The organism is Pantoea sp. USMM079, assembly GCF_037153115.1.
Taxonomy (GTDB): domain Bacteria; phylum Pseudomonadota; class Gammaproteobacteria; order Enterobacterales; family Enterobacteriaceae; genus Pantoea; species Pantoea communis.
In genome coordinates, this window is record NZ_JBBCKX010000001.1 from 235,923 (window position 1) to 248,317 (window position 12,395).

Annotated in this window: 11 protein-coding genes and 1 tRNA gene; 9 read left to right on the plus strand and 3 right to left on the minus strand. The window is 53.1% G+C overall.

Annotated features, from left to right (window positions below; genetic code table 11):
• Positions 1-14 precede the first annotated feature (14 nt).
• The 8 genes from WFP70_RS01025 (at position 15) to ybiX (ending at position 9,035) form a co-directional block, all read left to right on the plus strand.
• The gene (locus tag WFP70_RS01025) at positions 15-929 is read left to right on the plus strand and encodes an ABC transporter permease subunit (protein ID WP_097116730.1); all 915 of its coding nucleotides are present in this window, start codon (positions 15-17) and stop codon (positions 927-929) included.
• 10 nt (positions 930-939) lie between these two features.
• A complete protein-coding gene (livM, locus tag WFP70_RS01030; RefSeq protein WP_337022375.1) occupies positions 940-2,223 on the plus strand; it encodes a high-affinity branched-chain amino acid ABC transporter permease LivM in 1,284 nt (427 codons plus the stop codon).
• Positions 2,216-3,091 carry an ABC transporter ATP-binding protein gene (locus WFP70_RS01035; protein ID WP_337022376.1) on the plus strand — a complete coding sequence of 292 codons (876 nt, stop codon included), beginning with the start codon at positions 2,216-2,218 and terminating at the stop codon, positions 3,089-3,091. The genes livM and WFP70_RS01035 overlap by 8 nt, the downstream gene beginning before the upstream one ends.
• Complete coding sequence (locus WFP70_RS01040; protein WP_097116733.1) at positions 3,084-3,833, plus strand: ABC transporter ATP-binding protein; 750 nt, start codon at positions 3,084-3,086, stop codon at positions 3,831-3,833. The genes WFP70_RS01035 and WFP70_RS01040 overlap by 8 nt, the downstream gene beginning before the upstream one ends.
• A 120-nt stretch (positions 3,834-3,953) precedes the next feature.
• Complete coding sequence (locus tag WFP70_RS01045) at positions 3,954-5,366, plus strand: EmmdR/YeeO family multidrug/toxin efflux MATE transporter (RefSeq protein ID WP_034824533.1); 1,413 nt, start codon at positions 3,954-3,956, stop codon at positions 5,364-5,366.
• A gap of 135 nt (positions 5,367-5,501) precedes the next feature.
• The gene (locus WFP70_RS01050; RefSeq protein WP_166932180.1) at positions 5,502-5,669 is read left to right on the plus strand and encodes a hypothetical protein; all 168 of its coding nucleotides are present in this window, start codon (positions 5,502-5,504) and stop codon (positions 5,667-5,669) included.
• Between the two features lie 361 nt (positions 5,670-6,030).
• Positions 6,031-8,310, plus strand: a complete 2,280-nt coding sequence (locus WFP70_RS01055; RefSeq protein WP_337022377.1) for a catecholate siderophore receptor Fiu — start codon at positions 6,031-6,033, stop codon at positions 8,308-8,310.
• Positions 8,311-8,357: 47 nt separating this feature from the next.
• Positions 8,358-9,035 carry a PKHD-type hydroxylase YbiX gene (ybiX, locus tag WFP70_RS01060; RefSeq protein ID WP_097116735.1) on the plus strand — a complete coding sequence of 226 codons (678 nt, stop codon included), beginning with the start codon at positions 8,358-8,360 and terminating at the stop codon, positions 9,033-9,035.
• A 253-nt stretch (positions 9,036-9,288) separates the two neighbouring features.
• Here ybiX and WFP70_RS01065 read toward each other — a convergent pair.
• The 3 genes from WFP70_RS01065 to WFP70_RS01075 all read right to left on the minus strand — a co-directional run bounded on the left by WFP70_RS01065 (position 9,289) and on the right by WFP70_RS01075 (position 11,086).
• Positions 9,289-9,364: transfer RNA gene (locus tag WFP70_RS01065), tRNA-Asn, on the minus strand.
• A 103-nt stretch (positions 9,365-9,467) separates the two neighbouring features.
• Positions 9,468-10,235: a DgsA anti-repressor MtfA gene (gene mtfA, locus WFP70_RS01070; RefSeq protein WP_034824527.1), complete on the minus strand. Its 768-nt coding sequence runs from the start codon at positions 10,233-10,235 to the stop codon at positions 9,468-9,470.
• A gap of 170 nt (positions 10,236-10,405) precedes the next feature.
• Entirely contained in the window at positions 10,406-11,086 is a 681-nt protein-coding gene (locus WFP70_RS01075) for a hypothetical protein (protein WP_045815144.1), read from the minus strand.
• Positions 11,087-11,676: 590 nt separating this feature from the next.
• On the opposite strand from WFP70_RS01075, the gene WFP70_RS01080 reads away from it, so the two are divergent.
• Positions 11,677-12,375 carry a phosphohydrolase gene (locus WFP70_RS01080; RefSeq protein ID WP_038646302.1) on the plus strand — a complete coding sequence of 233 codons (699 nt, stop codon included), beginning with the start codon at positions 11,677-11,679 and terminating at the stop codon, positions 12,373-12,375.
• Positions 12,376-12,395: the final 20 nt, after the last annotated feature.

The following is a 12,395-nucleotide window of genomic DNA, read 5'->3' on the forward strand; positions in this document are numbered from 1 at the left end:
CGCGGGATGGATTTATGGACGCCTTTTTCTTACAGCAGCTGATTAACGGCCTGACGCTGGGCGCAGTGTATGGGTTGATCGCCATCGGTTACACCATGGTTTACGGCATTATCGGCATGATCAACTTCGCGCATGGCGAGGTGTATATGGTCTCCGCCTATTTGTGCGCAATAGGCTTAGCACTCCTGAGCTTCTTCGGTATTCACTCCTTTCCATTACTGATTTTCGGCACCTTGCTGTTCACTATTATTGTCACGGCGGCTTATGGCTGGGTCATCGAGCGTATTGCTTATCGACCCCTGCGTAACTCCACGCGCCTTGCACCGTTGATTTCCGCCATCGGCATGTCGTTGATTCTGCAAAACTACGTGCAGCTTAGCCAGGGGCCCAACCAGCAGGGCATCCCGACGCTGCTCACGGGGGTGCTGCGCATGGAAGTGGATGGCGGCATTGTGCAAATCACCTGGACCAAAGTCTTTATTCTGATTGCCGCTTTCTGTGGTATGGCGCTGCTCACCTGGATTATTCAGTACACCAAACTTGGCCGCATCTGCCGTGCCGTTCAGCAGGATCGGCGCATGGCATCGATTCTCGGCATCAATACTGACCGCGTGATTTCGCTGGTGTTTGTCATCGGCGCAGCCATGGCCGGACTGGCGGGCGTGCTGGTGACCATGAACTACGGCACGTTTGATTTTTATGCGGGATTCATCATTGGTATCAAAGCCTTTACGGCGGCAGTACTGGGCGGTATCGGTTCTCTACCCGGTGCCATGCTCGGTGGACTGTTGCTTGGGGTAGCGGAAGCGCAGTTTGCGGGGCTGGTTAACTCTGACTACAAAGATGTGTTCTCGTTTTCGCTGCTGGTGGTGATTTTAATCTTCCGTCCGCAGGGACTGCTGGGTCGTCCGCTGGTCGCAAAAGTGTGAGGAAGCCACGATGAATGCAATGACGCAAAAAGCGGGCGTGCGTGAAGCATTGCTCGACACGCTGCTGGCGGGAGTGATTGCGCTGGTGGTGTTTGGCCCGATTGTGGGCGTGGTGCTGGAGGGTTACAGTTTCACACTGTCGCCGCAACGTGTGGCGCTGTTAGTGGGATTAGTGATGGCAGGGCGCTTAATGCTCAGCCTGTTCACCAGTACCTCCTATGGACAACGCTTTACACGCAAGTTTGAAGGCAATGACGATGGCGTATATGTCCGCGAACCGGGTTATCGCTCGCGGATGCGCTGGATATTGCCGCTGTTATTGATTGCAGCATTTGCCTTTCCATTTCTATCGAGTAAATACCTGTTAACCGTGGCCATTCTGGGGCTGATTTATGTGCTGCTGGGGCTGGGGCTCAATATTGTGGTGGGGTTGGCGGGATTACTTGATTTGGGTTATGTCGCATTTTATGCCATCGGCGCTTATGGCCTGGCACTGGGCTACGAGTACCTCGGCCTGGGATTCTGGAGTATGTTGCCGCTCGCGGCATTAATGGCGGCCTTTGCCGGAGCGCTGCTGGGGTTTCCGGTGTTGCGCATGCATGGTGACTATCTGGCGATTGTGACCCTCGGCTTTGGTGAAATCATCCGTCTGGTCTTAACCAACTGGTTGTCGTTTACCGGTGGACCCAATGGCGTATCGGTGCCTTCCCCGACATTTTTCGGCCTCGAATTTGCTCGCCGGGCGCGGGACGGGGGCGTGCCTTATCACGAGTTTCTGCATCTCGATTACAACCCGAATATGAAATTCATCTTCATCTATGTGGTGCTGGTACTCGTGGTGCTGCTGGTGCTGTTAATCAAGCATCGGTTAACGCGCATGCCCATTGGCCGCGCCTGGGAGGCATTGCGTGAAGATGAAATTGCCTGCCGCGCCATGGGGCTTAATCATGTACTGGTCAAACTCTCCGCCTTTATGTTGGGTGCCTCGACGGCCGGGATTGCCGGGGTGTTTTTCGCCAGCTATCAGGGGTTCGTGAATCCAACTTCCTTTACTTTCTTCGAATCGGCGTTAATCCTGGCGATTGTGGTTCTGGGGGGGATGGGCTCGACACTGGGCGTGGTGCTTGCCGCTTTTGTACTGACAGTCGCGCCTGAACTGCTGCGAAGTTTTGCCGAATATCGTGTGCTGCTGTTTGGCATGCTGATGGTGTTAATGATGATTTGGCGACCACGTGGATTGGTTCGTACTGCACGTGTGGGTGTTCCGCTGCGGAAAGGAGTGCGCCATGAGTGATGCCATTCTACAAGTTGATCATTTAATGATGCGCTTCGGCGGCATCAAAGCCCTGAACGATGTCAGCCTTTCTGTGGCGCGCGGTTCGGTTACCTCATTAATCGGCCCTAACGGGGCGGGAAAAACCACGGTGTTCAACTGCCTGACCGGGTTTTATCGCGCCACCGGCGGGCGCATCATACTCAATGCCCAACAGCGCAGTACCGATGTAATCCAGGTGCTGGGGCAAAAAATTCATCCGCAGGACTGGCTTCATCCGGCGCGGCTGGGTTCGCGCGTGTGGTACAAAATGTTTGGCGGCGCACATCTGGTTAACCGGGCCGGCCTGGCGCGTACTTTCCAGAATATCCGCTTGTTCCGCGAGATGTCGGTGGTGGAGAACCTGCTGGTGGCGCAGCATATGCAGGTGAATCGTCATCTGCTGGCTGGCGTATTGAATACCCGTGGTTATCGCGAAGCGGAAAATCGTGCGGTAGACCGCGCTTTTTACTGGCTGGAAAATGTGGATTTGGTCTCCAGCGCCAATCGACTGGCTGGCACGCTCTCGTATGGTCAGCAGCGCCGACTGGAGATTGCGCGTGCCATGTGCACGCGACCGGAACTGATTTGTCTGGATGAGCCGGCCGCGGGATTAAACCCGGTCGAAACCGATGCGCTGAGTCAGATATTGCATCGCTTACGCGCTGATCACCGTATCAGCGTGTTGTTGATTGAGCACGACATGCCGATGGTCATGCGCATCTCCGATCACATTGTGGTACTGGATCATGGCGATGTCATTGCACAGGGGACGCCGCAGCAAATTCGCCACGATCCCAACGTTATCGCCGCTTATCTCGGCGCAGATGAGGAGAGCGACCATGACTGAACCGATGTTGAGTTTTGAACAGGTGGACGTGTTTTATGGTCCGGTTCAGGCGCTCAGGCAGGTTTCCCTGACGGTGAACCAGGGGGAAACGGTGGCGCTGATCGGTGCTAACGGCGCGGGAAAATCTACGCTGCTAATGTCGATTTTTGGCCAGCCGCGCATTGCCAGTGGTGACATTCGCTTACGTGGCGAGTCCATCAGCCATCGCAGCACCCATTTCATCGCGGCGAGCGGCATTGCACAAGCGCCTGAAGGCCGCCGCATCTTTCCCGATATGACGGTGGAAGAGAACCTGCTGATGGGCACGATCGCGGTGGGCGATCGCTTTGTGAAAGAGGATAAAGATCGCATGTACCAACTGTTTCCGCGCCTGCTGGAGCGGCGTAAACAGCGTGCCATGACGCTCTCGGGTGGAGAGCAGCAGATGCTGGCGATTGCGCGTGCGCTGATGAGTCGCCCAAAACTGCTGCTGCTGGACGAACCGAGTCTCGGGCTGGCGCCGATTGTGGTGAAGCAAATTTTCAGCATCCTGCGTGAATTGACCCAGCAGGGCATGACACTGTTCCTGGTAGAACAAAATGCCCGTCATGCGTTGCGACTGGCGGATCGCGGCTATGTGATGGTTAACGGCGAGATCAAACTGAGCGGCAGTGGGGAAGAACTCCTAAATAATGATGAGGTGCGCAGCGCTTATCTCGGTGGTGCAGCGGATCCTGCGGTGGTGGCGACAAAAAGTTTGTAATAATGATTAAATGGTGATGGGAAACACTTTGCATATTTCTCAGTGGCCTATCATCATTATTACTCTTCTTCCTCTCCAAAGTGATTTGGTACTCCCTTGCAAAATCCTGGCGTAGCAGTGATGCGGGCGGTCAGAAATACGGCGTGGTATCCGAAACGTCGCTCTTATCGCACGCTGTTGTGGCGTGAAATTACCCCATTAGCCGTGCCCATCTTTATTGAAAACCTCTGTGTGATGCTGATGGGCGTCCTGAGTACTTTCCTCGTGAGCTGGCTGGGGAAAGAGGCGATGGCGGGCGTCGGTCTGGCCGACAGCTTCAACATGGTGATTATCTCCTTCTTTGCGGCGATTGATCTCGGCACCACAGTGGTGGTGGCCTTTAGCCTCGCCAAGCGCAACGGCAAACGCGCGCGCGCAGCTACGCGGCAGTCGCTAGGCTTGATGACGGTGCTGGCATTTGTGCTGGTGATCGTGATTGAGATCTGGGGACATCTGATTATCGATGTCATCGCGGGCAGCGCGGAACCCAAGGTGAAGGAACTGGCGCTGAGCTACCTGCAAACGTCGGCGTGGAGCTATCCAGCCGCGGCGATCGCCCTGATCGGTAGCGGCTCGCTGCGCGGAGCGGGAAACACAAAAATTCCGATGCTGATTAATGGCGGCATGAACATCCTTAACATCGTGATCAGTAGCGTACTGATTTATGGTGCGATGGGATGGGAAGGGATGGGCTTCGTTGGGGCCGGGTTAGGATTAACCATCTCACGCTATATCGGCGCGGCGGCGGCCATTTATGTGCTGTATCGTGGCATTACGCCGGCGTTAAGAATCAGCATCGCCAGCTATTTCCGACGCTGGGATCGCAACATCCTGATGGAAGTGCTGGGGATCGGGGTGCCGGCCAGTATTGAGTCAGTGCTGTTTAACGGCGGTAAATTGCTGACGCAGATTTTTGTGGCAGGCATGGGCACCAATGAAATCGCCGGTAACTTTATCGCCTTCTCCATTGCCACGTTAATTAACCTTCCGGGCAACGCCCTCGGTTCGGCTTCCACCATCATTACCGGTAAGCGGCTGGGTAAAAATCAGGTGATGCAGGCGGAAAGGCAGATTAAACATGTGTTCTGGCTGGCGATGATTGGGCTGTGCACACTGGCCTTGATCACCGTACCACTGGCGGGCACGCTGGCTAAATTCTACACCCGCGACCCTGAAGTTATTGAAGTCACCAAACACCTCATCTGGCTCAATGCGGCCTTTATGCCGATCTGGACCGCATCCTGGGTGCTACCTGCTGGTTTGAAAGGCGCGCGCGATGCGCGATACACCATGTATGTGTCGATGTTCAGCATGTGGGGTGCGCGCGTGGTTGCCGGCTACGTGCTGGGCATCATGCTCGGTATGGGCGTGGTCGGGGTGTGGCTGGGCATGTTCCTCGACTGGACAGTACGCGGTGTGTTCTTCTGGTTCCGTTTGACCAGCGGCAAATGGCTCAATAATTACCGTCGTATGCTGGCGAAGAGCCGGGCATAACGGAGTTGGCCGTCGTAGCAGACGGCGGCCTTCAATATATGCATTAATTGGGATTCCATCGCATAACTAATCGTTTTGGTTATAAAGCAAGTTAGGTTTTACTGTCAGGGTCAACCCTTACTGGAGAACCTGACGATGAAAACGACGCTGTCACAGTGGTTCCATCGCCTGATCAACGCCACATCACAACCCGCTGAAGAGCGTGAGTTCGATCTCAGCAATCATATTGATTTGCTGATTCCGGTCAGCCAACTTTATGGCATTGAATTCCATCCGTCGGTGTATCGCTACTATGAGCGATGAACGCCTGCATCACGCTATGCGATACAGTTACTGAAATGAACTGTGCGCGCTGCTTAAAAACCCGCTACCCTGTCCAGCGGGTTTTTTGTGCCTGAATATTAGCCCTTCCTGACGACTTCTTGAGCAAACCCTGACGCAACCCTCCTGCTGGCACTGATTGTATTAATTATGTAAGGCTACCGTAAAGAAATGTATTCCCAAGCCGTTGCGCTTCATGCAAGAATAAAAAAGTAAATGATAACCATTGGCGTTATCGTTTAGGTGTTGCATCTCAAGGCAGTGTAGATCATGGCACCTTGAGTGTTTTGGTTTGCTTGATGCAATAAGCCCGTCAATAACGATAAGAAATTTACTTTTTAAAATGGATAACAATCGCAATTTGCCGTTTGGCAGTTTCAATTCGCTGACCCTGTTCACCGGGCTATGCATTGGTATTTCTCCTGCTGCTGCTCTGGCCGCTGATAATGCCAACAAAAAATCTGACGACACTTTAGTGGTGACGGCGCAAACGCCTTCTCTGTATGCGCCTAATACTTCTGCCGACCCCAAATTTACCCGTCCGCTGGTGGATACCACCCGCACCATGACGGTCATTCCGGATCAGGTGATCAAAGATCAAGGTGTCAATAACCTGACCGATGCGCTGAAAAATGTGCCGGGGGTGGGGGCGTTCTACGCCGGGGAAAATGGCAGTTCTTCGACCGGTGATGCCGTGTATATGCGTGGCATGGATACTTCAAACAGCATTTACGTGGACGGCATTCGTGATATTGGTAGCGTGACACGCGATACCTTTAATACTCAGCAGATTGAAGTGATTAAAGGGCCGTCTGGCACTGATTACGGTCGTAGCGCGCCGTCGGGTTCAATTAACATGATCAGTAAGCAGCCGCGTCTGGATACGGGCCTGGATGCGTCGGCCAGTGTCGGTAGTGCGTGGATGCGCCGCGGTACGCTGGACTATAACCAGGCCATCAACGACAACAGCGCGTTTCGCCTCAATCTTATGGGCGAGAAAACCCACGATGCCGCACGCGATAATGTGCAAAATGAGCGTTATGGTGTCGCGCCTTCACTGGCATTCGGTCTGGATACGTCAACGCGTTTGTATCTGAACTATCTGCATGTGCATCAGAACAACACGCCAGATGGCGGCATTCCGACCACCGGCCTGCCGGGATACTCGTCACCGACTGCAGCTACCTCTGCACTTAATCATTCGGGTAAAGTGGCGACCAGTAATTATTACGGCACCGATTCCGATTTCGACAAATCCACCACCGATAGCGGCACTATTCGCTTCGAGCACGATCTTAGCGACAGCACCACGATTCGCAACACCACGCGCTGGTCGCGAGTGAAGCAGGAGTATCTGCTGACCGCGGTAATGGGCAGCACCATTACCACGCCAAATCCTAATGATGTTGGCACCTGGACCTGGACGCGCAACGCAAACCTGAAAGATGTCAGTAACCGCATCCTTACCAACCAGACCAACATTACCTCGAAATTCTATACCGGTTCAGTGGGTCACGATGTCAGTGCTGGCGTGGAATTCACGCGTGAAAACCAGACCAACTACGGTGTCAACGCCATTACTGCGCCTGCGGTTAACATCTACCATCCGATCAGTAGCATTTCCGTGGGTGGGCTGGATCGCAACGGCGCCAATGCCAACGGTCAGACCGATACCACCGGAATCTATGCCTTCGATACGCTGGCTATAACCAAAAACTTCGAGCTGAACGGCGGCATTCGTCTTGATAGCTACCACACCGATTATGACAGTGCTACGGCGTGTGGCGGCAGCGGGCGCGGTGCGCTGGCGTGTCCAACGGGCATCGCACGTGGCACGCCGCTCACCACCGTTGATACGGCCAAGTCTGGCAATCTGGTGAACTGGAAAGCGGGTGCGCTCTATCGTTTGACCGAGCAGGGCAATGTTTACGTCAACTATGCTATTTCTCAGCAGCCTCCAGGCGGCAGCAGCTTTGCGCTGGCGGCAGGTGGCGCCGGCAATAGTGCTAACCGCACTGATTTCAAACCGCAAAAAGCCAAATCAAGCGAAGTGGGAACCAAGTGGCAGGTGCTGGATAAACGCTTGCTGTTGAATGCTGCACTGTTCCGTACCGATATCGAGAATGAAGTGGACGCCAACGACGACGGCACTTATTCGCAAACCGGTAAAAAACGCGTTGAGGGCTATGAGCTTTCAGCTACTGGCAACATCACCCCAGACTGGGAAGTGATTGCCGGTTACACCCAGCAGCACGCTTCGGTGAAAGAGGGCGCAGCCGTCGCTCAGGATGGTTCATCTGCTATCGCTTATACACCGAAACACGCCTTCACCTTGTGGACGCAATATCAGGCCACTGATGCGATTTCTGTTGGTGCGGGGGCGCGTTACGTGGGCAGTCTGCGTCGCGGCAGCGATGGCGCGGTAGGCACGCCAGACCATACTGAAGGTTATTGGGTGGCAGATGCGAAGCTGGGCTACAAGGTTAATAACAACTTCGATCTGCAGCTCAACGCGTACAATATTTTCGATACCCACTATGTGGCTTCCATCAATAAGAGTGGATACCGCTACCATCCGGGTGAGCCACGTACCTTCTTGTTAACGGCAAACGTACATTTCTAAGATTCAACGTGGGGCGTTCGCGCCCCTATTTATGAGAGAACACCGCGATGATGTATCACATTCCTGCAGTGCTGACGCCTGAAGAGGTGGCAAATTTCAGTTCGCTGCTGCAACAGGCCGAATGGATTGACGGACGCGCCACGGTGGGCAGCCAGGGCGCAACGGTAAAAAATAATCAGCAGATTGATACGCGTACGCCGCTTTATGATCGGTTGCAAACAGCAGTGATGCAGGCTTTGAACAACAACCCGCTGTTCTTTTCTGCTGCACTGCCGCGCTCTATTTCTACACCGCTGTTTAACCGCTACGAACAGGGTGAAACCTACGGTTTTCACGTTGATGGCGCGGTGAGACATAATGGTGCTGCCGGGTGGATGCGTACCGATCTCTCGGCCACGCTGTTTCTCAGTGAACCTGACAGTTATGACGGCGGCGAACTGGTGATTGAAGACACTTATGGTCAGCACAAAGTGAAATTACCTGCCGGCCATCTGGTGCTTTACCCTTCGAGTAGTCTGCACTGTGTTACTCCGGTGACGCGCGGCGCACGTGTGGCGTCGTTTCTGTGGATTCAGTCGATGGTGCGTGATGATAAGCAACGCGCCATGCTGTTCGAACTGGATCGTAATATTCAAAGCCTCAAAGCGCGTCATGGCGATAGCGAGGAGCTGCTGTCTCTGCTGAACATGTATCACAACCTGCTGCGGGGTTGGACGGAAGTGTAGCGAATAAGGGCAGGTTGCCGAGTGCACGTACACAACCTGATGGCTCAAAGGTTCATTTTTGAACCTTTGGCGTGTTTTCATTGAGAACGTCGGCGTCAAAATACATAAAAGGGTATGAAAGGTTCAAACATGACCCTTTTGCAATCAGAATCTGGCACAGGATGTCGATGCCAGCTTTTTAGAGACGAGGGAACGCAACGTGATGAAAAGCAAAAAACCCGCTCAGGTTTCCCTGAGCGGGTTTCTCTAAATATGGCTCCTCTGACTGGACTCGAACCAGTGACATACGGATTAACAGTCCGCCGTTCTACCGACTGAACTACAGAGGAATCGTGTGAACGAGGCGCATATTAATGGCACCTCATTAATGTGTCAACAGCTAAAAATACATTTGTATTCAACTGGCTAGCAATAGTACAAAGCGATCGCGATTTAAGCAGAACCTGCTGCAAGACGCGCCATCGGGTCCTGGCGATAAAACTGCTGTAAGTGGCGATACATCGCAGGGAAGCGATTCGCCAGTAAATCTGGGGCGCTGAAAAAGTACTCCGACAGCACGGCAAAGCACTCGGCGGGATCGCTGGCGGCGTAGGGATCGATGGTTGCCGCCTGTTCACCCACCAATTCCACTTCCGCCTCTATCTCTTCCATCGCTTGTAGCAAGTCCTTCTCCCATTGGGCGACATCTCGTAAGGCAATGACGGGAATACCGCTGGTATAGCCGCTGCCGCGTGCATCGAGTTTATGCGCAATTTCATGGATGACGAGGTTGTAGCCGGAAAGATCGAAAGAGTCCTGAATATCCAACGCATTTAATACCACCGGGCCTTGCGTCCAGCTTTGACCGGCATGCACCGCTGGAGCCTGATGGACTAAGCCGCTGCTGTCTTCCCAACGGTCATCGACATTGAACGGTTCGGGATAAATTAACACTTCATGAAAGCCATCCAGCCACTCCAGACCGAGCTTCAACACGGGCAGGCAAAACAGCAAGGCAAGACGTGCCAGCTGCCGTTCATCGAGTTGCAGCCCATTCAACAGCGAGATTTTTTTTTGTTGCAGAAAGCGTTGGGCAAGCGTGGTCAGGGCGCTTTGCTCTTCAGTCGTGAGCAGTGAAAAGATCGGTTGCGCCAGCGCCTGTTGCCAGGGAAGCGCCGTGACAGTGGTATCTACCTGCGCATTCCATGGCCATTTGAACATCGCGCGACTCACTCTGCAGGGCGGAAAGGGTTATCCTGGCGCGACAAAAAGAAAAATGCCAGCGCGGAATCAAAGCCGTGTATTCAATCAGTTACTGCAGGTTTTTTCTGTGATTAAGATGGCAAAGCAGGAAAATTGCCCTCACCCAGGCGGGTGAGGGCTGAAGACAGTTAACTCTCGCGATCAACGCGTTGAAACTCGATCACCCATACCCACGGGTTCACTTCCCAACTGGTGGCGCCATACTGCTTCTGCCACGCTTTACGATAGGCTTCTTTCGGTGATTCTGCGTTCATATTCATCGTGAAGAAGTTATTCAGGAAGTGCGTATCCGTTTGTACGCCCTCAGCCATGATGTCATCTTCACTGATGTCCTGAATCTTTTCAGCACGTACCGAGGTAATCGCCAAATCAATACGGCTGGCCCAGCGCGGCATATGAATCGCCGTTTGCCAACCAAACTGCTCGGCGTGTTCCACATCTTCATCCAACTGACCCAGTTCATTGCTGTCGGAACGATACTGACAGAAAGCCGGGCTACGGAACGGCAGTGGATCGCGTTCATATTCGGCGAGTTGTTCTTCTGGCACGATGGGGCCGCGCCAGGTTTCACGCACCCACAATCGGTCACCCGCCTGGCCAAACGGGCAGTGAGAGCTGACATCTGCCATCGACATCAATTTATAGCCATGCAGATGGTTGGCGCTAACGTCAAATGCATGCACGCCTTCGTGATGATCCTGGCCTGGGCCAAAAGCCTGGGTTTTCATAATGCGCCGGGTTTGCGTCTGCTGGCCAACCAGCAGGGCGCGGACCCGCTGTTCGGAAAAAAGAATCGGCCGTTCTTTCATTACGTACCTCATGTAGTGTTACTCACCCGGAAAACTTCGACGAATCACCCGCATCAGCAGATGTGAGAGTTAGCATAATGGGTTTGAATCAATTTGCTTAATAATTTGTCGCCTCAGTATCAGGCTATTCCTGCATATTCCGGTTTTAAAAATGGCGCTTAAGCAAAATACATGCTGGAAATGCCTTCTCAGGCGAGAGAGAACCAGAAATATCCCCTATACAGTACGTTATAACGGCCTGCATGGGAATCTTTTCAGATTTTGCCGTAAGTGTTTATCGCTTTTACCTTGTGATAGTTAGCATCATTAACTGGAATAATTCAAAAGCGTGAATACTGTTGATGGTAGAAATAGATTACGCCTGTTTAACAGAGTTATTTAACTGAAATGACGCTAAGGAAATGCCTAAAACGTGATCTCCGCTGGGAAAGCGACATTAACAGCGCTATAACAAGATCGGGATCGCATTTTTACGCTTTGCACATCCAGGAAGGATGTAAAAAAAGTGTCACGACCAGACCGCTATGATGTCCCCAGGAGCAGCACCCTGAATTGGCGGTGCTTTTATAACAGCAATAAGGAGAAGCACGATGTCACTCACCCGCTGGCAACAACGCTACGAGAACTGGCTGCAGCAAAACTGGCTGCACGATGATAAAGCCCATGATATCGCGCACCTGCGTCGTGTCTGGATGAGCGCCACGCGCATCATGCAGCACAGTGCAGCCGATCCTATGGTGGTCCTCACCGCCTGTTACTTCCATGATGTGGTTAATCTTCCCAAAAACCATCCAGAGCGCCATCTGGCTTCCACCTATGCCGCTGAAGAGACACGCCGAATTTTGCAGCAGGACTTTCCCGATTTCCCCCAGGAATTGCTTGAGGGCGTCGCCCATGCCGTCCAGGCGCACAGTTTCAGCGCACGCATCACGCCACTGACATTGGAAGCAAAAATTGTTCAGGATGCCGATCGCCTCGAGTCTCTGGGTGCTATCGGCCTCGCACGTGTTTTCTATACGGCCGGGGCGTTGGGCCGTCCGCTGTTTGACAGCGAGGATCCATTAGGAAAAGAGCGTGAATTAGACGATGTGAAATGGACGCTGGATCACTTCCAGAAGAAACTTTTACGCTTGCCCGAAACCATGCAAACCGAAGCGGGGCGCCTGCTGGCGGAACATAACGCAGATTTCCTGGTGCACTATATGGCTAAGCTATGCGCGGAATTGCAGGGCAATCTCACCAGCATTGATGAGTCGGTTTTAAGGGATTTCAGCCCTATACACTCTTAATATTAAATTTTTATGACAGT

Coding starts and splice junctions, on each gene's coding strand:
- WFP70_RS01025 (WP_097116730.1), top strand. CDS start 15: ATGGACGCCTTTTTCTTACAGCAGCTGATTAACGGCCTGACGCTGGGC.
- livM (WP_337022375.1), top strand. CDS start 940: ATGAATGCAATGACGCAAAAAGCGGGCGTGCGTGAAGCATTGCTCGAC.
- WFP70_RS01035 (WP_337022376.1), top strand. CDS start 2,216: ATGAGTGATGCCATTCTACAAGTTGATCATTTAATGATGCGCTTCGGC.
- WFP70_RS01040 (WP_097116733.1), top strand. CDS start 3,084: ATGACTGAACCGATGTTGAGTTTTGAACAGGTGGACGTGTTTTATGGT.
- WFP70_RS01045 (WP_034824533.1), top strand. CDS start 3,954: ATGCGGGCGGTCAGAAATACGGCGTGGTATCCGAAACGTCGCTCTTAT.
- WFP70_RS01050 (WP_166932180.1), top strand. CDS start 5,502: ATGAAAACGACGCTGTCACAGTGGTTCCATCGCCTGATCAACGCCACA.
- WFP70_RS01055 (WP_337022377.1), top strand. CDS start 6,031: ATGGATAACAATCGCAATTTGCCGTTTGGCAGTTTCAATTCGCTGACC.
- ybiX (WP_097116735.1), top strand. CDS start 8,358: ATGATGTATCACATTCCTGCAGTGCTGACGCCTGAAGAGGTGGCAAAT.
- mtfA (WP_034824527.1), bottom strand. CDS start 10,235: ATGTTCAAATGGCCATGGAATGCGCAGGTAGATACCACTGTCACGGCG.
- WFP70_RS01075 (WP_045815144.1), bottom strand. CDS start 11,086: ATGAAAGAACGGCCGATTCTTTTTTCCGAACAGCGGGTCCGCGCCCTG.
- WFP70_RS01080 (WP_038646302.1), top strand. CDS start 11,677: ATGTCACTCACCCGCTGGCAACAACGCTACGAGAACTGGCTGCAGCAA.